15 protein-coding genes are annotated in these 21124 nt (G+C 72.9%); 10 read left to right on the forward strand and 5 right to left on the reverse strand.

All coding sequences use genetic code 11. The annotated features are described in order from the left end of the window. The first annotated feature begins 244 nt into the window (after nucleotides 1-244). On the forward strand, nucleotides 245-2362 hold the full coding sequence (gene pabB / locus AB0L95_RS22050; protein WP_365163702.1) for an aminodeoxychorismate synthase component I: 2118 nt from the start codon (nucleotides 245-247) through the stop codon (nucleotides 2360-2362). Next, the gene (locus AB0L95_RS22055; RefSeq protein ID WP_365163703.1) at nucleotides 2359-3891 is read left to right on the forward strand and encodes an AMP-binding protein; all 1533 of its coding nucleotides are present in this window, start codon (nucleotides 2359-2361) and stop codon (nucleotides 3889-3891) included. The genes pabB and AB0L95_RS22055 overlap by 4 nt, the downstream gene beginning before the upstream one ends. A gap of 30 nt (nucleotides 3892-3921) precedes the next feature. On the opposite strand, the gene AB0L95_RS22060 is transcribed toward AB0L95_RS22055, so the two are convergent. Together AB0L95_RS22060 and AB0L95_RS22065 are read right to left on the reverse strand one after the other, a co-directional pair. After that, nucleotides 3922-5331 (reverse strand): N,N-dimethylformamidase beta subunit family domain-containing protein, encoded by a 1410-nt coding sequence (locus tag AB0L95_RS22060; RefSeq protein WP_365163747.1) that lies wholly within the window; start codon nucleotides 5329-5331, stop codon nucleotides 3922-3924. A 290-nt stretch (nucleotides 5332-5621) separates the two neighbouring features. After that, entirely contained in the window at nucleotides 5622-6731 is a 1110-nt protein-coding gene (locus AB0L95_RS22065; protein WP_365163704.1) for an AI-2E family transporter, read from the reverse strand. A 313-nt stretch (nucleotides 6732-7044) separates the two neighbouring features. On the opposite strand from AB0L95_RS22065, the gene AB0L95_RS22070 reads away from it, so the two are divergent. Then, nucleotides 7045-8778: a GAF domain-containing protein gene (locus AB0L95_RS22070; RefSeq protein WP_365163705.1), complete on the forward strand. Its 1734-nt coding sequence runs from the start codon at nucleotides 7045-7047 to the stop codon at nucleotides 8776-8778. Between the two features lie 57 nt (nucleotides 8779-8835). On the opposite strand, the gene AB0L95_RS22075 is transcribed toward AB0L95_RS22070, so the two are convergent. Then, entirely contained in the window at nucleotides 8836-9537 is a 702-nt protein-coding gene (locus tag AB0L95_RS22075; RefSeq protein ID WP_365163707.1) for a response regulator transcription factor, read from the reverse strand. Between the two features lie 405 nt (nucleotides 9538-9942). Here AB0L95_RS22075 and AB0L95_RS22080 point away from each other — a divergent pair, with 405 nt between their 5' ends. The 3 genes from AB0L95_RS22080 to AB0L95_RS22090 all read left to right on the forward strand — a co-directional run bounded on the left by AB0L95_RS22080 (nucleotide 9943) and on the right by AB0L95_RS22090 (nucleotide 14426). Further along, nucleotides 9943-10851 carry a universal stress protein gene (locus tag AB0L95_RS22080; protein WP_365163708.1) on the forward strand — a complete coding sequence of 303 codons (909 nt, stop codon included), beginning with the start codon at nucleotides 9943-9945 and terminating at the stop codon, nucleotides 10849-10851. A gap of 207 nt (nucleotides 10852-11058) precedes the next feature. Continuing rightward, nucleotides 11059-11964 (forward strand): universal stress protein, encoded by a 906-nt coding sequence (locus AB0L95_RS22085; protein WP_365163709.1) that lies wholly within the window; start codon nucleotides 11059-11061, stop codon nucleotides 11962-11964. An 80-nt stretch (nucleotides 11965-12044) separates the two neighbouring features. Then, nucleotides 12045-14426 carry a phosphoketolase family protein gene (locus AB0L95_RS22090; protein WP_365163711.1) on the forward strand — a complete coding sequence of 794 codons (2382 nt, stop codon included), beginning with the start codon at nucleotides 12045-12047 and terminating at the stop codon, nucleotides 14424-14426. A 97-nt stretch (nucleotides 14427-14523) separates the two neighbouring features. On the opposite strand, the gene AB0L95_RS22095 is transcribed toward AB0L95_RS22090, so the two are convergent. Next, entirely contained in the window at nucleotides 14524-16761 is a 2238-nt protein-coding gene (locus AB0L95_RS22095) for a PAS domain S-box protein (RefSeq protein ID WP_365163748.1), read from the reverse strand. A 297-nt stretch (nucleotides 16762-17058) separates the two neighbouring features. Continuing rightward, entirely contained in the window at nucleotides 17059-17403 is a 345-nt protein-coding gene (locus AB0L95_RS22100) for an STAS domain-containing protein (RefSeq protein WP_365163712.1), read from the reverse strand. A gap of 307 nt (nucleotides 17404-17710) precedes the next feature. Here AB0L95_RS22100 and AB0L95_RS22105 point away from each other — a divergent pair, with 307 nt between their 5' ends. The 4 genes from AB0L95_RS22105 to AB0L95_RS22120 all read left to right on the forward strand — a co-directional run bounded on the left by AB0L95_RS22105 (nucleotide 17711) and on the right by AB0L95_RS22120 (nucleotide 21003). Then, nucleotides 17711-18781, forward strand: a complete 1071-nt coding sequence (locus AB0L95_RS22105; RefSeq protein WP_365163714.1) for a zinc-dependent alcohol dehydrogenase family protein — start codon at nucleotides 17711-17713, stop codon at nucleotides 18779-18781. A gap of 19 nt (nucleotides 18782-18800) precedes the next feature. Then, nucleotides 18801-19475 carry a pyridoxamine 5'-phosphate oxidase family protein gene (locus AB0L95_RS22110; RefSeq protein ID WP_365163715.1) on the forward strand — a complete coding sequence of 225 codons (675 nt, stop codon included), beginning with the start codon at nucleotides 18801-18803 and terminating at the stop codon, nucleotides 19473-19475. Nucleotides 19476-19527: 52 nt separating this feature from the next. After that, entirely contained in the window at nucleotides 19528-20265 is a 738-nt protein-coding gene (locus AB0L95_RS22115) for a CBS domain-containing protein (protein WP_365163716.1), read from the forward strand. A gap of 138 nt (nucleotides 20266-20403) precedes the next feature. Then, nucleotides 20404-21003 carry a hypothetical protein gene (locus AB0L95_RS22120; protein ID WP_365163717.1) on the forward strand — a complete coding sequence of 200 codons (600 nt, stop codon included), beginning with the start codon at nucleotides 20404-20406 and terminating at the stop codon, nucleotides 21001-21003. Nucleotides 21004-21124: the final 121 nt, after the last annotated feature.

Genomic DNA, 21124 nt, shown 5'->3' on the forward strand with positions numbered 1-21124 from the left:
CCGCCGTGTCCGGTGGGCCGCCGGGAGGGGCCGGCCGCCGGCTGGGCGCGCCCGGGGCTTTGAACAAGATCCGCCGTTGCTGCGTACTCGTCGATGTGACCTCACGGAGCCCCTTACCGCCGCCGTCGCTCATCGGGTGGTGCCGGGCCGTGAGGCGGACTTCCACTCGGGGAGCGGGCCCTGCCGCGGACGACCGCGCGGCGGCCCCGGGCAGGCCCGAGTCCGACACGAGGGAGGTGGGCGGGTGAAGACCCTGCTCATCGACAACTACGACTCCTACACGTACAACCTGTTCCAGCTGATCGCCGAGGTCAATGGCGAGGAGCCGGTGGTCGTGCTCAACGACACCCCCGTCGAGGACCTGCCGGATCTGGCGGCGTTCGACAACGTGGTGGTGTCGCCGGGACCCGGACACCCCGCCGAGCCACGGGACTTCGGCATCGGCGCGAGAGTGATCGCACGGGCCGGTATCCCCGTGCTCGGGGTCTGTCTCGGCCATCAGGGCATCGCGGTGGGGGAGCGGGGCAGTGTCGCCCGGGCGCCGCGGCCCCGGCACGGGTATCTGTCCACGGTCCGGCACGACGGCCGGGACCTGTTCCAGGGCCTGCCGCAGAACTTCACCGCGGTCCGCTACCACTCGCTGTCCGTGGCCGAGCCGCTGCCCGAGACCCTGGAGGCCACCGCCTGGGCGGAGGACGGGGTCGTGATGGGCCTCAGGCACCGCACCCGGCCCCTGTGGGGCGTGCAGTTCCACCCCGAGTCGGTGCTCACCGACTACGGCCACCGCATGCTCGTCAACTTCCGCAATCTGACCGCCGAGCGTGCCCGCAGGACCCGTACGAAGAACACCACGATCCCGCAGTCCGCGACCGCTGTTCCCCGCCCGCGCCGCAGCGTCCGGCCCGCCCACCGGCTGCACTACCGCCGGCTCGCCACGGCCGTCGACGCCGAGGCCGCGTTCGTCCGGATGTGCGCCGACGCGCCCCGGGCCTTCTGGCTGGACAGCGCGCGCGTCGAGCCCGGGCTCGCCCGCTTCTCCTTCTTCGGGGACGGCACCGGTCCGCTCGCCGAGTTCGTGCGCTACGACGTCGACAGCGGCGTCTGCGAGATCGAGCGGCCCGGGCGGCCGGTGCGCCGGGTCCGGGCGAGCGTCTTCGACTACCTCAAGCGGCAGTTGGCGACCCGTCATGTCGACGCCACCGGCCTCCCCTTCGACTTCACCGGCGGCTATGTCGGCTACTTCGGCTACGAGACCAAGGCCGAGTGCGGCTCGCCCAACACGCACCGGGCCGAAACCCCCGACGCCTGCTGGCTGTTCGCGGACCGGCTGATCGCCGTGGACCACGAGGAGGGCGCCACCTACGCGGTGTGCGTCGCGGAGGACAACCCGGCGGCCACTCAGGAGGCGGCCGACTGGCTCGACAGCGCGATGGCCCAGCTCACCTTTGTCTCCTCCGGCGAGCCCCCCGCCGCCCCCGACCCCGTGGAACCGGGGCCGGCCGCCGCCGAGCCGTGGCTGGTGCGCGACCGCACGGCCTATCTCGCGGACATCGAGGCCTGCCGACGTGAGCTGGAGGCCGGCACCAGCTATGAGATCTGTCTGACCAACGCCGCCCGGCTGCCCGCGCCCGAGGACGCCCAGGACTTCTACCGGGTGCTGCGCCGTGTCGACCCGGCGCCGTACGGGGCCTTCCTCAGGTTCGGGGATCTCGACGTGGCCTGCTCCTCGCCCGAGCGCTTCCTGCGGATCACCCGGGACGGCGTCGCGCAGGCCAGACCCGTCAAGGGCACCGCGCCCCGCGGTACGAACCCGGCGGAGGACGCCCGGCTGCGGCACTCGCTGGCCGTGGACGACAAGACCCGCGCCGAGAACCTGATGATCGTCGACCTGCTCCGCAACGACCTGGGCCGGGTGTGCGCGACCGGCACGGTACGGGTCGCCCGGCTCATGGCCACGGAGACCTACGCCGCTGTGCACCAGCTGGTCTCCACCGTCGAGGGCCGGTTGCGCGAGGACACCGATGCCGTGGACTGCGTACGCGCCTGCTTCCCCGGCGGCTCGGTGACCGGTGCGCCGAAGCTGCGGTCCATGGAGATCATCGGCGCGCTGGAGACCGAGGCCAGGGGCGTCTACGCCGGGGCACTCGGCTACTTCGGCTGCAGCGGCGCTGCCGACCTGGGTCTCGTCGTCCGTACCGCCGTACTGGCCGACGGCCTGATGCAGCTCGGCGCCGGCGGCGCCATCGTCCTCGACTCCGATCCGGCCGCGGAGTACGAGGAGATGCTGCTCAAGACGGCCGCCGTGATGCGCGCCCACCACGAGCACACCACCGCACCGGCCACCGAGGAGGCGGCCCGATGACCATGACCACCCCCCGGCCCGCCCTGCCGCCGGCCGAGGCGGAGGCTCCCGGCAATCTCGCGGCCCAGCTCGCCGCGCTCGCCGAACGCCGCGGCTGGAGCGGCCGGCCCGCCTTCCACCAGGGCCACCGCTGCTGGACCCATGGCGGGGTGCACGATCTCGCGGCCCGGGCGGCCACCGTGCTCGCCGAGCACGGCGTCGGCCCCGGCGACCGGGTCCTCCTCGCCCTCCCCGACTCCGTCGCCTGGGTCACCGCCTTCCTCGCCACCGCCCGCCTCGGCGCGGTCGCCGTCCTGGTCAACCCCGGGCTCACCCCGCCCGAACTGGAGTTCCTGGCTGAGGACAGCGGGCCCGTGCTGTGCGTGACCGGCCCCGGCCTCGGCGACCGGTTCCCGCGCCGCGCCCGCCTCGCCGCCGACCGGTTGACCGCCCTCACCGGGGCCGCCCGGCCCACCGCCGGCGCGCACCAGGTCGACGCCCACGCCCCGCTCTTCGTCCAGTACACCTCCGGAACCACCGGCCGCCCCAAGGGTGTCGTGCACACCCACGGCGACCCGAAGGCGTATCACGACCTCATCGCCCGACGGCTGCTGTGCATCACCCCGGACGACGTCACGCTGTCGCTGTCCCACCTGTTCTCCGCCTACGGCTTCGGCAACGCCTTCGTCTTTCCGCTCTTCTCCGGCTCCGCCGCGGTGCTTCCCGGCCGGCGCCCCGACCCGGCCGCCGTGGACGGACTCGTCGTACGGCACCGGGTGACCCTGCTGTACGCGGTGCCCGGCCAGTACGCGGCCCTCGTCGCGGAGCGGGCGGACGGGCACGAGGCGTGCTTCGTGTCCGTACGGGCCGCCGTCTCCTCCGGCGAAGCCCTGCCGGCCGGGCTGGCCCGCCGCATCACCGGCCTGCTCGGCGCACCCGTCCTGGAACAGCTCGGCTCCACCGAGACCGGACACGCCTTCTGCGCCAACAGCTTCGACCACAACCACCCGGGCACCGTCGGCCGCCCCGTACCCGGCTTCGAGGTCGAGGTGCGCGACCCGGCCGGGCATCCTGTGCCGGACGGCGGGGACGGGGAACTGTGGGCCCGTGGACCGACGGTGACGGCCGGGTATGTGAACCGGCCTGAGGAGAACGGGCGCGCCCTTGTCGGCGGCTGGCTGGCCACCCGGGATCGGGCGCGCCGCGAACCCGACGGCACCTTCACCCATCTGGGCCGCGTGGACGACATGGAGACGGTCGGCGGCGTCGCCGTCTCCCCGTTGGAGGCCGAGGAGCTGCTGCGGACGCATCCGGCGGTGCGGGAGGCGGCGGTGGTCGCCGTCACCGACCATGCCGGAGCGCACCGCCTGCGCGCCTTCGTGGTGCCCGTGACTCCGATCCCGGTGGGCCTGGAGGCCGACCTGATCTGTCTGGCCCGGGAGAACCTCGCCGCCTTCATGGTCCCCCGGGGCGTCAGCTTCGTGCCGTCGCTGCCCCGTACCCCCTCCGGAAGACTCCGCCGCCATCTGGTCCGACGGGGAGCGTGGTGATCTGCTCCGAGGCCCCGCCCCGACGGCCCGTCAGCCACCGCCCGGGTAGACCTCGTCGACGTTCGGGCGGGGCGCGGGGCGGTGCCGTGCGGCGGGGCCCAGTGCGAAGGCGCGCAGGAGGTTCTCCGTCGTGCGGGTCACGAAGGCACCGGTACGGGCGTCCATGCCGTGGTCGCGGCCGCCGTCGGGGGTGCCTGCCAGCAGGGCTTCCACCCAGCGCATGGTGCCGGTCGCGAAGACGCCGGCGCCGCTTTCGACCGTGTAGTACGCCGAGTCGCTGTGGCTGCGCCGGCCGCCGCACACGAGCGGCGAGTGCGCCGTGATCTCCAGCGGTTCGGGGACGGGGGCGCCCGGGGTGACCCGGTCGTACTCGACGCCGACCAGGTGGTCGAAGCCGTCCCCGGGGCGCACGCCCGTTCCCTCGTAGAGCCAGTGGTCCGCAGCCCGGACGACGTAGGGCGCGTCCGTCGGGTAGCCCTCGTAGAGCACGCCCGTGAGCGACGACTCGGGGTCGGCCGACGGAGCCTGGCGGAAGTCCGTCGTCGCCAGGGCGGGACGGGAGGTGTAGCAGGGGTCGGCGCGGACGTCGGTCTTGTAGCAGACCACCGTGCGCTCGGGCCGCGCGTCGTCCTGTTCGAGGCGCACCCGGCGGAAGCAGGTGTTGGCGCCGAGGAAGACGACATTGGTGCCCGCGTCGCGGGCCTCGGTGACGTGCCGGCGCTGCTCCGGCGTCCAGTACTCGTCGTGCCCGAGGCTGACGACGGCGGCCGCCCCGCTCAGCACCGCCGGATCGCGGTGCACGTCCGGGCCCGTGGTGTAGGCGAGGGGGATGCCGAGCCGTTCCGCCAGGACCACCGCCGCCCGCTCGTACACCAGGAACTTCTCTGCGCCGTCCGCGTCGTAGGGCCGGTCGAAGCTGACGGCCAGTGAGCGGGTGGCGTACCCGCCGGACTGGCCCTCGTAGAGGCTGTAGCCGCCCCATCGGTTGTACGCCTGCCAGGTGGCGGGGGCGTGCATCAGCACGGTGCGGCCAGCGCCGCGGACGGAGCGCACGATCAGCGGGACATAGCGCTGGTGGCCGTCGTCCGTCTCCAGCCGCAGCAGATACGCGCCCTCCGGCCAGTCCTCGGTGCCGACCGTCAGGGTGCGCTGCCAGTCCGCGCGGACGGTGCGGGTGCCGGGGAGCATACGGGGGCCCGGCTGCGCGCGCCCCGGTAGGCGTTCCGAGGACCAGACGAGCCGGGCACCGGTCCCGCCGTACCAGCCGACGCGGAAGGCGGAGACACGGAAGGACGACGCGGTCGTCGACACATACAGACCGCACTCCTCGCCCGGTGTCACACTCACCCGATCGGCGTAACCGGCGACGGCGGGTGCGGGACCCGGCGAGCGGACGTGCCAGTCGGCGGTTCCCGGGCGGTCCCGTTCGGCTTCGGGCAGGCGGGAAGCGGTCCCCCGGGGGCGCCGGTGCGCGGCAGGGGCGGGGTCGCAGGCGGTGGCCGAGGCGAGCCCGAGGCAGGCGCACACGCCGAGGAAGTGCCTGCGCCCCAGGTGGTCGGTCCCGTCGGAGTCCTGACTTCGGTGCTGGTGCTGGTGCTGTCCCTGTTCCGCCCGGTTCGGCTTCTCGGGGCCCACATCGCCTCCCGCACGGTTCGGTCGACGCCCCTCGCCTTTCCCCGGCCAGGGTGGCACAGCGCGGTGGGGGCCGCCCGCGCGGCGGATCCCGGGCGCTACGACGGGGCGGGCCGCAGCGCCTGCAGCACCGCCCAGACGACGGAGATGAACGGGACGGCGACGATGGCCCCGATCACGCCGGCGACGATGCTGCCGCCGATGACGGACACGGCGACGACGAGCGGATGCAGACGGACGGCCCAGCTCATCACCAGGGGGTGCAGCACATGCCCCTCGATCTGGCCGATCACGACGATGAGCAGCAGCACGGCCGCCGCCGTGAGCGGGCCGCGGCCGGCCAGCGCGATCACCGTGGCTACGGCGAGCGCGACCGGCGAGCCGATCAGCGGTACGAACGTGGCGAAGAACTCCAGCAGGGTGAGCGGCAGCGCCAGGGGCACCCGCAGCAGGAACAGGGCGATGCCGACGAGGGCGGCGTTGGTGGCGGCGACGATGATGATGCCCCGGGTGTACCCCGCGAACGTGTGCCAGGCGGCGTGCCCCGCCCGGTCCCACGCCTCTCGCCCGGCCCGGGGCACCAGCCGGTCCCGCGTCCAGCGCCACAGCCGCTCGCCGGAGTGGAGGAAGAACACCGAGGAGAAGACCGCGAGCGCGGCTCCGGTGACCAGTTCGACGATCCGGCCGAGGCCGCTGACGGCGCTGTTGAGCAGCATGGTCCGGTGGGAGGACAGATAGGAGACGATCTGCTGCTGAAGATCGGAGAGCTTGTGCGGGCTGAGCCGGAACGGCGAGCGCTCCAGCCACTGTTGGATCTCCCGGATGCCGCCGCGGAACTCGTCGGCCAGTTTCGCCGACTCGCCCGCCACCGCGTCGCCCACCAGGGCGAGGACGGAGAAGAGGAGGAGGATGCTGCCGACGAGGCAGACGGCGACGGTCAGGGACCGGGGGAGCCGGCGGCTCAGCAGGTCGGTGAGGGGCCGCAGCACCGAGGTGATGACGAGGGCCAGGAACAGGGCCACAGCGATGAGCTGGAAGCGTCCCAGGATGGCGAAGACGCCGTAGACGACGATCCCGACGAGGATCAGTCGCCAGGCATAGGCGGCGGTGACGCGCAGCCAGCCGACCGTGCGGTCGGCCGCCGCGACGGAGTCGGCCGGGGCGCGCCGGGTGACGCGTACGGAGTGCGACGGCCGGCTGCCCAGCACGACGGCACCCGTCCTGCGCCCTCGCCCCGGCCCGTGTGCCGGGCCGCCCGTATGCGCCACCGCAGCTCCCGTGTCCCGGCCGTGGCATCCCCACAGCACATGTGGTCATCTCATAGCACATTAGGTGCAAAGCGGTCGGTGATCGGGCGCAACGCGCCCGCTCGGCGGCGGCGGCCCTCCGGGTGAAAGTCCCTGGCCAGAGTGTCACTTTGCGTGAGTGGCGCTCCTCGGTCAGGCCCCCAGCCAGTATCGTGAGGGCCTAGGGGGCGCTGGCGGTCCGCACCTTGTCTGTGTGATGCGGTCGGAGGACGGGATGAGCGGCAAAGGGCCGGGGCGGTCGGAGCAGAACCTGCCCAAACTGCGGCTGGACGAGCTCCTGGACGAGCTGCAGGCCCGTATCGACGCGGCCCGCGGCACCCAGGACCGGGTCCACCGTCTCCTGGAGGCCGTACTCTCCGTCGGACGGGAACTGGACCTGCCGCAGGTGCTGCGCAGCATCGTCGAGGCGGCCGTGGTCCTCGTGGACGCCGAGTACGGCGCGCTGGGCGTGATCGGCGACGACCGTATGCTGTCGGAGTTCCACACCGTCGGCATCAGCGAGGAGCAGCGGTCGGAGATCGGGGCGCTGCCCAGCGGGCACGGCATCCTCGGCGAGCTGATCCGGCATCCGGAGCCGCTGCGCCTCGCCGAGCTCTCGGAGCACCCGGCCTCCTACGGCTTCCCCGCCCACCATCCCCCGATGCACTCCTTCCTCGGTGCGCCCATCCGGGTGCGCGACCGGGTCTTCGGAAACCTCTATCTGACCGAGAAGCGCGGCGCCGCGCAGTTCGACGCCGAGGACGAGGCGGTGCTGTCCACGCTGGCGGTGGCCGCCGGTGTCGCCGTGGAGAACGCCCGGCTCTACGAGGAGACACGGCTGCGTGAACGCTGGCTCAGGGCGAGTTCCCAGGTCACCAGCGCTCTGCTGTCGGGCGCCCCGGGCCCGGAGGTACTGGAGCTGATCGTCGAGCAGGCGCTGGGGATCGTCTCCGCCGACGAGGGCATGATCGCCGAGCGGATGTCCGGGGAGACCGTGCTGCGGCCGCTGCTCGCGGTCGGTTCGCAGTCCGAGCGCCGCCGTGGCCTCGTGGTGTCGGGACAGGACGGGTTCGTGGAGGCCGCGTTGAGCACGGCGGAGCCGGTGGTCAGCGCCGACATCCAGAAGGACGTCCGGATCAACCGGGACTCGGATCTGTGGGCCGGACTCGGGCCCGTGCTCGGGGTGCCGCTGGTGGCCAGCGGCAAGTCCCTCGGGGTGCTGCTGCTCGGACGCGCGGCGGGCCGTACCCCGTTCACGGACGCCGACGCCGGTCCGCTGCTCGGGTTCGCGGGACAGGCCGCGCTCGCGCTGGAGCTGGCCGAGCGCCGCCGGGACGCCGAGCAGATCGCGCTGCTCCAGGACCGTGACCGTATCGCCCGCGACCTGCACGACCTGGCCATCCAGCGGCTGTTCGCGGCCGGGATGACGCTGCAGAGCACCCAGCGCTTCGTCGACCACCCCGAGGCCGCCGAGCGGCTGTCGCGGGCCGTCGACGACCTGGACGAGACCATCAAGATCATCCGGTCGACCATCTTCGGGCTGCGGACCCATGGCAGCCAGACCAAGGAGCAGACCGGTCTGCGCGCCCGGGTGTCCGCGACGGTGACGGGGTCGGCCGCCTCCCTCGGCTTCACCCCCGCCCTGCGGATCGAGGGCCTCGTGGACACCGAGGTGCCCGACGACACGGCCGACCATGCGATCGCTGTCCTCGGCGAGGCCCTGAGCAACGCGGCCCGGCACTCCGGGGCGCGCTCCGTGGATGTGCACCTGCGGCTCGCGACGGGCGAGTTGACGCTCACGGTGGCCGACGACGGCTGCGGGGTGCCGCAGGACGCGGACCGCAGCGGGTTGCGGAACCTGGAGGAACGGGCCGTCGCCCTGGGCGGCACGCTCACGGTCGGCGAACGCCACGAGGGCGGCGGGACACGGCTGGTGTGGTGCGTCCCGGTACGGCCGCCGGGGGACTGACGGCCCGGCGGATCCGGCCGCAGTCACCTCACCCGGACGGTGCCGGGGGCCGCCGGCTCACCGGGCCGGGCCGCTCCGGGACTCCGGCGGCGCGAGCTGGGAGGCGAGGACCGCGGCCTGGACCCGTCGCTGCACCCCCAGCTTGGCGAGCAGCCGGGAGATGTGGTTCTTGACCGTCTTCTCCGACAGATACAGCTTCTTGCCGATCTCCCGGTTGGTGAGCCCGTCCCCGATCAGCGCGAGGACGTCCCGCTCGCGCGGCGACAGGCTCGCCAGTTCGGAGGCGACGGGCTGCTGCTCGGCGGGGTCGGAGCGCAGCGAGCGCATCAGCCGTGCCGTGGTCGCGGGGTCCAGCATGGACTGCCCGGAGGCCACGGTGCGCACCGCCGAGATCAGGTCGGAACCCTTGATCTGCTTGAGCACATAGCCCGAGGCTCCCGCCATGATCGCGTCGAGCAGCGCGTCCTCGTCGTCGAACGAGGTCAGCATCAGACAGGCCAGCTCCGGCATCCGGCTGCGCAGCTCGCGGCAGACGCTGATGCCGTCGCCGTCGGGGAGGCGGACGTCGAGGACGGCGACGTGCGGTCGCAGCGCCGGGGCGCGGGTGAGTGCGTGCTCCACGGTGTCGGCGTCCCCGACCACCGAGATGTCGGGTTCGGCGTCCAGCAGATCGGCCAGGCCGCGTCGGACGACCTCGTGGTCGTCCAGCAGAAAGACCCGGATGGGGTGCTCCCCGGTGAAGGTGGGCGCCTCGGCCATCGCAACCTCTCGTTCTCGGTGCGGGGGCGGGCTGCGGGACGCCCGCGATCACGATCTTCGCCCACGGGGGACCGGAAGCACTAGGGCCGTTCGGCCCACTGCCTCACGGGTCCCGGTGACGGTCTGAAGAGCGGTCGCATCGGCTGCTCCCGGTGGTCGGTGGGCACCGCGCGGAGCATGCTGGTCGTCGGGGAAGCGTCCGTCACCACCTCGCTGCGGGCGCGGAACCCGGGACACCCTTCCGGTGGGCGGGGAGCCCAGTGCGGGCCCGCGGTCCCGCCCCGGCCAGGGGCCGTCCGGCCCCCTGACAGGTCTGAGCGGCCCCTGCGCACCTCATGGCACCCGGACGAGGTTCGACGTGAGGGCACCACGGCCCGTACGCCGCACGCGCTGGAGGTGCGCACCATGGCTCAGCACGTCACCGCGGGAGTCGACGCGTCGGCCGAGAGCCTCGCCGCCGCTCACTGGGCCGCCCGGGAGGCGCTGCGGCGCGGCGCCGGGCTCCGCCTGGTGCACGCCTGGCACCGGCCGCCGGCGCCGGGGACCGCCGTGCCCGTCGACACCGGACGGCTCCGCGCCGCCGAGCGTGATCTGCGGCGGTCGGTGGCCAGTGTGCGTGCCGCGCACCCGGGCCTGCGCGTGGAGGAGGCGATGGTGCCCGACCCGCCGGTGGCCGTACTGCTCGCGGCTGCCGAGGAGTCGGAGGTACTGGTGCTCGGATCCCGGGGCCTCGGCCGGATCGCGGGCTTCGTGCTCGGTTCGGTGTCCCAGCGCGTCGTCGCCCGGTCACCGCGGCCGGTGGTGCTCGTCCGCGCCGGCGAGGCCTGCGCCGACGAGCATCTGCCCGCCCTGGACGGCCTCTCGCCCGACGAGATACCGGAGACCCCCTACCGCGACGTCGTCCTCGGACTGGACACCGAGCACCCCTGTGACGAGCTGATCGGGTTCGCCTTCGAGTCGGCCCGCCGGCGTGGCGCCGGACTGCGCGTGATCCACGCCCTCGATACCGCGCCCGCCTGTGGCGCCTCCGGCCGGTCGAACACGGTACGCCCCGGAGAATCCGCGACCGAGCGGGAGCACTTCGTGGTGGCGGCGCTGCGCCCCTGGTGCGAGAAGTTCCCCCGGGTCCGTGTCACCGAGACGGTCACGGAGGGGCGGGCCGCCGCCGAACTGGTGCATGCCTCCGTGTGCGCATCCCTCCTCGTCGTGGGGCGCCGTCAGCGGGACACCCGTCTCGGTCCGCTCATCGGCGCCGTCACCCATGCGGTGCTGCACCACGCCGACTGCCCCGTCGCCGTGGTCCCTTACACCTGAAGGAGTTCGGGGGCGCGTACGCGGACGGTCCGGTGACCGGTTCGGAGGCGGGCACGGGGGTACTCGGCGGGCTTCGCCGACCCGGTCGCAAGGGGCCGGTCGGCCCCTGGAGGGGACCTGCGGCCCCTGCACCGTACGGGCCCCGCACGGCGACGCTGGGAGCGGATCCGGAAAGCCCCGGGATCCACGATTCAGGAGGTGGAGATCATGCCCCGCCCCGTCATCGTCGGCCTCGACGGCTCGTCCGAGAGCCGGGCCGCCGCCGAGTGGGCCGCCCGCGAGGCGAAGCTGCGCGGCCTGCCGCTCACACTGGTCCATGTCTGCGAGCCCGCGCCGAGTCCCCTGATGCAGGCCCCGCTGCTGGGCGCCGAGACGGATCAGCACTGGACCGAGAGGATCCCCCGTGAGACCGCCGAGGGGCTGCGACTGCGGCACCCCGGCGTCGCGGTGACCACCGAGCACCTCGCGGGACGGCCCGTCGAGTGGTTGGTGCGGGCGGCCGGGGACGCCGAGTTGCTCGTCCTCGGGACGCGCGCGCTGAGCGGCATCGGCGGATTCCTGGTCGGCTCGGTGTCGCTCGCCGTCGTCGCCCACGCCGTACGGCCGGTGGTCCTGGTCCGGGGCGGGGAGCAGGCGGCCGACGAGCACGAGCGGGACCCCGTGGGGATCCCGTCCGCGGCCGCCCCGTTTCGCCCGGTGGTCCTCGGGCTCGACATCCGCAGCCCGGACGCGTCGCTGCTCGGGTTCGCCTTCGAGGAGGCCGCCCAACGCGTCGCCGCACTGCATGTCGTGCACGCCTGGGACATGCCGTTCACCTCCGTCGACGCCCTGGCCGCCGGTGTCGACCTGTACGACGAGTATGCGCGGGAGCGGTCCGTCGCCCTGAACGAGGTGCTGGGCGCGTGGCGGCAGAAGTATCCGGCGGTCGAGGTGGTCGAACAGTCCCGCATGGGCAGCGCCGCCGCACTGCTGGCCGACGCCTCGCAGGAGGCGTCGCTGGTCGTGGTGGGCCGGCGGATCCGCCGAAGCCCGCTCGGCACCCGTATCGGCTCCGTCACCCACGCCGTCCTGCACCATTCCCCCGCCCCCGTCGCCGTCGTCGCCCACGACTGACCGCCCCGGCGGCGCACAGCCACGGTCCCGCGCCGCCCCGCCCGCCGAGCAGCACCCTCTGACGACTTGTGGAGTCACCCATGCCCCAGGCCGACCAGCCGACCGGGACCACACTCACCGACGACGAACTGCGCACCCTGGACGCCCACTGGCGGGCCGCCAACTACCTCGCCGCGGGCCAGATCTACCTGATGTCCAACCCGCTGCTGACCGAGCCCCTGCGGCCCGGGCACATCAAGCCGCGGCTGCTCGGCCACTGGGGCACCTCGCCCGGGCTCAACCTCGTGTACACCCATCTCAACCGGGTCATCACAGCCCGCGGCCTCGACGCCCTGTGCGTTTGGGGGCCGGGGCACGGCGGTCCGTCCGTGCTCGCCAACTCCTGGTTGGAGGGCAGCTACAGCGAGACCTACCCGGACGTGACCCGGGACGCCCAGGGCATGGCGAAGCTGTTCCGTCAGTTCTCCTTCCCCGGCGGCGTCCCCAGCCATGTCGCGCCCGAGGTGCCGGGCTCGATCCACGAGGGCGGCGAGCTGGGCTACTCGCTCGCCCACGCCTACGGCGCCGCTTTCGACCACCCGGATCTGCTGGTGGCCTGTGTGATCGGCGACGGAGAGGCGGAGACCGGACCGCTGGCCGCCTCGTGGCACTCCGACAAGTTCCTCGACCCGGTGCACGACGGCGCGGTGCTGCCGATCCTGCATCTCAACGGATACAAGATCGCCAACCCGACGGTGCTGTCCCGGCTCCCGGAGCCCGAACTCGACGCGCTGCTGCGGGGATACGGCCACGAGCCGATCCATGTCGGCGGCGACGACCCCCGCCAGGTCCACCGGGCCCTCGCCGCGGCCTTCGACGACGCCCTGGACCGCATCGCCCTGCTGCAACGCACCGCCCGCGAGGAAGGAGTGGCCGAGCGCCCGCACTGGCCGATGATCGTGCTGCGCACCCCCAAGGGCTGGACCGGACCGGCGGAGGTGGACGGCGTACCGGTCGAGGGCACCTGGAGGGCCCACCAGGTGCCGCTCGCCGCAGTCCGCGAGAACCCCGAGCACCTCCGGCAACTGGAGGCGTGGCTGAAGTCGTACCGGCCCGAGGAACTGTTCGACGACGACGGCCGCCCGAGCGCCGACGTCCTGGCATGGGTGCCCCCGGGCGCCCGCCGCCTGGGCGCCACCCCGTACGCCAACGGCGGACTGCTCGTCCGCGACCTGCCGATCCCCGACCTGGACGGCTTCGCGGTGCCCGTCGACAAGCCGGGCGCGACCCTGCACGAGCCCACCCGGGTCCTCGGCGGACTGCTCGAACAGATCATGAAGGACACCGCCGCCCGGCGGGACTTCCGCCTGGTCGGCCCCGACGAGACCGCCTCCAACCGGCTGGAGGCCGTTTTCCGCGCCAGCGGCAAGGCCTGGCAGGCCCAGATGCTCCCGGTGGACGAACACCTGGACCGGCACGGCCGCGTGATGGAGATCCTCTCGGAACACCTGTGCCAGGGCTGGCTGGAGGGCTACCTCCTCACCGGACGGCACGGGCTGTTCTCCTGCTACGAGGCCTTCGTGCACATCGTCGACTCCATGGTCAACCAGCACATCAAGTGGTTGAAGACCGCGCGGCGACTCCCCTGGCGCGCCCCCGTCGCCTCCCTGAACTATCTGCTCACCTCCCATGTGTGGCGCCAGGACCACAACGGCTTCTCGCACCAGGACCCCGGTTTCGTCGACCACGTCCTCAACAAGAGCCCCGAGGTCGTGCGCGTCTATCTGCCCCCGGACGCCAACACCCTGCTGTCGGTCGCGGACCACACCCTGCGCAGCCGTGACTACGTCAATGTGATCGTGGCCGGCAAACAGCCCTGTTTCGACTGGCTCTCCATGGACCAGGCTCGTGTCCACTGCGCCCGCGGCGCCGGGATCTGGGAGTGGGCGGGCACCGAGATCGGCGGCGAGCCGGACGTGGTCCTCGCCTGCGCGGGCGACGTGCCCACGCAGGAGGTGCTGGCCGCCGCCCAGTTGCTGCGCCGCCATCTGCCCCAGCTCGCGGTCCGGGTGGTCAACGTGGTGGACATGACCCGGCTGCTGCCGCACGAGGAACACCCGCACGGGATGACGGACTTCGAGTACGACGGCCTCTTCACCGTCGACAAGCCGGTCGTCTTCGCCTACCACGGCTACCCCTGGCTGATCCACCGGCTCGCCTACCGCCGCAACGGCCACCGCCATCTGCATGTGCGCGGCTACAAGGAGTCCGGGACCACGACCACCCCGTTCGACATGGTGGTCCGCAACGACCTCGACCGCTACCGACTGGTCATGGACGTCATCGACCGTGTCCCCGGGCTCGCGGTCCGCGCCGCCGCCGTACGCCAGCAGATGGCCGACGTCCGTATCCGCCACGAGGCCTGGATCCGCGAGCACGGCACCGATCTGCCCGAGGTCGCCGACTGGACATGGGCGTCCTGACACTGAGGGCCGACTGATCGAGAGATCGAGGGGACGGACGGCCGACGGCGTCCACGGCCCGCCACCGGGCTCCACACCTGAGGCCGAGCCTCCGGTGTCAGACCTTGAGGCTGAACCAGGTCGTCTTCCCCTCGTCCGTCGGCCGGACGCCCCAGCCGTCGGCGACCGTCCGCACCAGCAGCAGGCCCCGTCCGCACTCCTCGTCCTCGGCCGCCTCACGCGGCTGGGGCAGATGGTGGCTGCGGTCGCTGATCTCGACGGTGAGGTCGGTCTCCGTCCGGCACACATGCACCCCGATCGGGCCCTGGCCGTGCTGCACCGCGTTGGTGAGGATCTCGGAGAGCAGCAGTCGGGCGTCGTCCGTGCGGTCCGCGCAGTCCCAGTCCGCGAGGGTCTTGTCGAGGAACTCGCGGCCCGCCGGGACGGAGCGCGGATCGCAGGGCAGATCCGTCGCCGCCGTGGCCAGCGGAGCCGCGGGCAACTGGGTCAGCAGCAGCGTCACGTCGTCGTGGCCGTCGGCGTCGGCCAGCAGGGTCGACAGCACATGGTCCGCGACGCCCTCCAGGTCGGGCGACGTGGTCGCCAGCTTGTCCAGGGTGGCGACGAGCTGGATGAGCTGGTCCTCGATGTCGGTGCCCGGGGTCTCGATCAGACCGTCGGTGTAGAGCACCAGGGTGGCGCCGCGGGCGATCGTGCTGCACGACTGCTCGTAGATCACCCCGCCCACCCCGAGGGGCGCGTTCACCGGCGCGGGCAGTGTCCGGGTGTCCTCACCGGGAGCGACCACCAGGACCGGCAGATGCCCGGCGGAGCACAGGGTCACCTCGCCCGTGTCGGCGGCGATGATCAGATAGCAGCAGGTGACCAGCTGGTCGGGGACGTCCAGGTCGGCGACCACGGTGTCCAGGGCCTGCATCAGCTGACGCGGCTGCAGCCCCGTCTTCGCCAGGGCGTGCGAGGCGGAACGGAGCTGGCCCATGACCGCCGCCGCCTCGAGACCGCGGCCCATCACATCGCCGATCAGCACACCGACGCGACCGGCGCCCAGCGGAATCAGGTCGAACCAGTCGCCGCCGACGCCCGCGCCCTGGGTCGCGGGACGGTAGCGGCTGGCGGTCGCCAGGCCGGGGATGGCGGGCGGCGTACCCATCAGACTGCGCTGCAGCGTCAGCGCGATGTGCCGCTGCTGCTCGTAGAGTTCCGTGAGCTCGGCCTCGGCGCGCTTGCGGTCGCTGATGTCCCGGACGATCGCGCACGCCCCGATGACCGAGCCGTCGGGGGCGCGCGTGGGCCACAGGGTGACGTCGACGTCCAGCATCTCGCCCGAGCGGGTCAGGCGCAGCGTCTCGAAGTGCTCGACCTTCTCGCCCTCGCGTAACCGCTCCAGGAGCGCGGTGATCTCCTGCTGCCGGTCGGGTGGTGCCAGCACGGACACGTGCCGCCCCATGACCTCGGTCGCCGTGAAGCCGTACAGCCGCTGTGCCGCGGCGTTCCAGTAGGTGATGTGGCCGTCGAGGGTCTTGGCGAGGATCGCGTCCTGCGAGGACTCGACCAGCGCGGCGAGTTCGTTGATCCGCTCCTCGGCGCGCTTGCGGTCGCTGACGTCGCGTACGGCGGCGGAGATGAGCAGGCCGTCGGAGGTCTCCAGGGGGCTGAGGCTGATCTCGACGGGGAACTCGGTGCCGTCCTTGCGCAGTCCGTACAGGTCGAGTCCGGCGCCCATGGGGCGGACCTGCTGGTTGTGGGCGTAGGCGTTGCGGTGTTCGGTGTGGGCGCTGCGGAAGCGGCCGGGGACGAGGAGTTCGACGGGGCGGCCGAGGAGTTCTTCGCGGCGGTGGCCGAAGAGGGCTTCGGTCTGGGCGTTGACGAGTCTGATGATGCCGGTGTCGTCCACGATGACCATCGCGTCCGGTGCCGCCTCCAGCAGTCCCCGGAACCTTTCCTCGGCCGCCCTGCGGTCGCTGACGTCGCGTACGGCGGCGGAGATGAGCAGGCCGTCGGAGGTCTCCAGGGGGCTGAGGCTGATCTCGACGGGGAACTCGGTGCCGTCCTTGCGCAGTCCGTACAGGTCGAGTCCGGCGCCCATGGGGCGGACCTGCTGGTTGTGGGCGTAGGCGTTGCGGTGTTCGGTGTGGGCGCTGCGGAAGCGGCCGGGGACGAGGAGTTCGACGGGGCGGCCGAGGAGTTCTTCGCGGCGGTGGCCGAAGAGGGCTTCGGTCTGGGCGTTGACGAGTCTGATGATGCCGGTGTCGTCCACGATGACCATCGCGTCCGGTGCCGCCTCCAGCAGTCCCCGGAACCTTTCCTCGGCCGCCTTGGGGCCGGTGTGGATCAGGCTGCCGCACGCGCACCCCTCAGGCGCGACCGCATCGACGGCACATGGCGGCAGTGGTTCGGTCACGTCGCTCATCTCCATCCCGACCCCAGGTTCCGATTCACCATGAGTCGGGCCATCCCAGCGCATGCCGGGCGGGCCTGGCGGGACATGTCGCTTAGTGGCCTGACTAGGGCCGAACCTGTCCGCCGGCGCTGCCTCGGTGACCGCTCCGGTGACCGGTACGGGACCGCGTCCGCCCGCCGCGCCACGGCGGCCGCGGGGCAGGGGCGGTCTCCGCTCGTCCCGAGGCCGGAATCAGCCCTCCGCGGCGGTGATGTCCTGGCCGTGAGCGAAGGTGATGTTCTCCGGGACGTCGGAGTGCACGTCGAAGACGCCGGTCAGCCGGGCGCTGCGCAGGACGCGCGGCACCCGGGTGCCGTCGACGACGAGTCGCAGTCGGCCGCCCCGCGCGAGGACGCGGTTGCGGACCCGGCACAGCAGACCGAGCCCGGCACAGTCGAGGAAGGACACCGGGCGCAGATCCAGCACCAGGTCCGGACGCGACTCGGTGGTGAGGGCGTCCAGCCGGGGGCCGAGGGACCGCACCGCGAGGATGTCGATCTCGCCACTCAGCCGCACGACCGCCGTCGCGCTGCCCATGTGTCCAGGCCCCCCTGACGACCACCCGGACTGCACTGCGAACATGCTGCGAGCCAAGCGGAACGGGCCCGTTTCCGGTAGGGCCGTTCGGCCCCCTTCGACCGGGGCCGAACGGGGCAGGCGGCGTGCCGACGGGGGAGGCGCCCCGAGGCCCGGGCGATCGGGACTGTCCGGCCCAGGCGGATCCTGAGAGAATCGGACAAGCTGGATAGGAAGGGCAATACTCGCATCCTGCCGGATGTCCGGCCCCACGGCTTCCACGCGTCCCCCGACCGAAGCCGGCCCGGGGACAGGAGGGAGGATCGCCATGAAGGGCTTCGTCTTCCACGGCACCGGACAGGCCGCCTGGGAAGAGGTCCCGGATCCCGCCATCAAGGACCCCACCGACGTGATCGTGCGCGTCGACACCGTCACCATCTGCGGGACGGACCTGCACATCCTCAAGGGCGACGTGCCCGAGACGCGCCCCGGCACCGTGCTGGGCCACGAGGCGGTCGGCGAGGTCGTCGAGACCGCCAACGATGTGCACACCGTGGGGCCCGGCGACCGCGTCCTGGTCTCCTGCATCACCGCGTGCGGCCGGTGCGGCTACTGCTGGGAGAGGACGTACGGCCAGTGCCGCGGCGGTGGGGGCTGGATCCTCGGCCGGCTGATCGACGGCACCCAGGCCGAGTACGTCCGGGTCCCCTACGCCGACCTGTCCCTCCACGCGCTGCCCGGCACCGTGGACAGCAAAGACGCCGTGCTCCTCGGGGACATCTTCCCCACCGCCTACGAGGTGGGGGTGCTCAACGGACACGTACGCCCCGGGGACACCGTCGCCGTCGTGGGAGCGGGACCCATCGGGCTCGCGGCGATCGCCACGGCCCGGCTGTTCGCCCCCGAACGCATCGTCGCCGTGGACCGGGCCGCGACGCGGCTGGACGCCGCCAAACAGCTCGGTGCGGACGCCCTGTCCGACGCCGACCAGGCCCCCGAGCAGCTGATCGCGGACCTCACCGACGGGCTCGGCGCCGACGTGGTCATCGAGGCGGTCGGGGCGCCGGAGAGCTTCGAGCTGTGCACCCGCATGGTGCGCCCCGGCGGACACGTGGCCAACATCGGCGTCCACGGCAAGCCCGTGACCCTGCACCTCGAGGAACTCTGGAGCAAGGACATCACCCTCACCACCGGCCTGGTCGACACCTATTCCACCCCCACGCTGCTACGGATGGCTGCCGCCGGCCGGCTGCCCACCTCCTCTCTGGTCACGCACACCTTCCCGCTGGATCAGATGGAGGAGGCCTACGACGTCTTCGGCCGGGGCGCCGACACCGGCGCACTCAAGGTGGTACTGGGCGGGGAGCAGCACGAGGTCGTCGCCGTCCGAGCGGCGTGAGGAGAAGGAGTGACGGGCCATGGCCGTACAGGGATCGTCGAACACGACGGAAGGCCATCCCGCGGGCGCTCTAGGGCGCAGGCTCGCGCTGCGGCGAGAGGAGCTCGGTCTGTCCCGGTGCCAGGCGGCCGCCCGGGCGGGGATGGCCTCCAGCTATCTGCAGTATCTGGAGGAGCAGCCCACCGCCGCGCCGGGCGTGAGCACCCTGCTCCGGTTGGCCGGAGCGCTCGAGACCACGGTGCTCGAACTCACCGGCGGCGACGTCGAGCTGCCCCCCGGCCTGGGGCAGGCCGGGGCGCATCCGAAGTTCTCCGAGATGACCATCCGGGAGTGCCGTGACCTGCTGTCGTCGCACGGTGTGGGACGCCTGGCCGTGCCCACCGTCTCGGGACCGGAGATCGTCCCCGTGAACTACGGCGTCATCGACGGCGCCGTCGTCTTCAGAACCGCCCCGGGCACCGTGCCGTCCCAGGCGTCCGGCACCCAGGTGGCCTTCGAGGTCGACCGCATCGACGCCTCGTTCAGCCAGGGCTGGAGCGTCCTGGTGCGCGGGCACGCCAGCACGGTCACGGATCCCGACTCCGTACAACGGCTGGAGGAGCAGGCGTACAGCGAGCCGTGGGCGGGCGGGGAGCGGGACCTGTGGATCCGGATCGAGACCCTCAGCATCACCGGGCGGCGCATCACCGTATGACCCGGGTGCGGCTCGTCACCCCGTCCCCGCCTCGACATCACGGGAGGACACCATGCACGGCACTCCGCGCCTCGTGGGCGACGTCATGACCCGCAAGGTCGTCGCACTGGGCCGAGCGGCGACGTTCAAGGACATCGTCAAGGCCATGCGGCAGTGGAACGTCAGCGCCCTGCCCGTGCTGGAGGAGGAGAACAGGGTCGTCGGCGTCGTCTCCGAGGCCGATCTGCTGCGCAAGGAGGAGTACCGCGGCGACAGCGACCAGGACCGGCAGTCCCGCCTGGAGCGGCTGTCCGAGCTGGTCAAGGCCGGTGCGGTGACCGCCGAGGAGCTGATGACCGCCCCGGCGGTCACGATCTCCGCCAACGCGACCCTCGGCCAGGCGGCCCGGACCATGGCCCGGTCCGGCGTCAAACGGCTCCCCGTCGTCAGCGACGACGGCGCGCTGCTCGGTATCGTCAGCCGCTTCGACCTGCTGAAGGTGTTCCTGCGGGAGGACGAGGACATCGCCGAGGAGGTCCGCGACGAGATCGTCGCCCATCTGTTCCCGGCCCCGCCGGAGCCGGTCCGTGTGGAGGTGTGCGACGGGGTCGTGAGGCTCATCGGGCGCGTCCCGGACACCTCGCTCGTGCCGGTGGTGACGCGCCTGGTGCGCGGCGTCGAGGGCGTGGTGGACGTGGACTGCGCGCTCTCGGGTCCGCCCCGGCGCCCGGACCTCGACCCCGACCTGCCCGCAGACGACCCCGCGGACCGCGTCGTGCACGGGGCCCGGGGCGTCGGCAGCATCCCGTGATGACACCGGCCCGCGCCGTTCCGGCGGCGGCTCATGATCCCGCCTCGCCCGCGAGGTGGTTCCACGGCACGAGGAGGACGATCCCACGGCACACGGCGAGACAGCGGTCCTACGGCGCGCGCGAGAAGGTGACGGCCGATGGCAGCGACAGGGCGTATCAGGGGGACGAGACGGCCGGGCGCCTGGCTGTGGCGGTGGCGGCGCAATCCGCTGCGGCGCCGCAGCGACCGGCTGGAGGCGTGGCTGGTCCTCGGCATCTGGGCGTTCGTGCTCCTGGCCGGCGTGCTCGGGGGCCGGGCGGCGGCGGGAGTCGTGGACCAGACGCTCGCCGCGCACCGCGCCCGGTCCCACGCGGCCCGCGCCGTGCTGACCCAGGACGCGGGCCGGAAGCCGGGGGCGCTGTCCGGATACGGCGACGGCGGCATGTGGGCGCAGGTGAGCTGGACCGCCTCCGGTTCGCCGCACACGGGTCTGGCCAAGGTCCAGCCGGGTACCAGGGCGGGCACCGCGGTCACCGTGTGGACGGACCGGTCGGGCGCGCTGGTCTCCAGGCCGGCCACCGCGGATCAGGCGCGGACGCAGGCCCAGGTCGTGGGAACGCTGGCCGGGATGGCCGCCGCGGCCGGGGTGCTGGTCTGCGGCCGGCTGCTGCGCGGACGGCTGAACCGCCGGCGCATGGAGGCATGGGACCGGGAGTGGGAGTGGTTCGGCCCGCAGTGGCGCAGGAGGGCCGGCTGACCCGCCCCCGCGGCCGGCGCGGCCTGCCGGCCGCGGGCGGGCCTAGGGCGTGTTTCGAAAGTCCCGTCCGGCCCGCGACTCCCCCAGCCCGGCGGCTGGGAGGTGCCCCCAGGCACGGCAC

It is taken from the genome of Streptomyces sp. NPDC052036 (assembly GCF_040680495.1).
GTDB lineage: Bacteria > Actinomycetota > Actinomycetes > Streptomycetales > Streptomycetaceae > Streptomyces.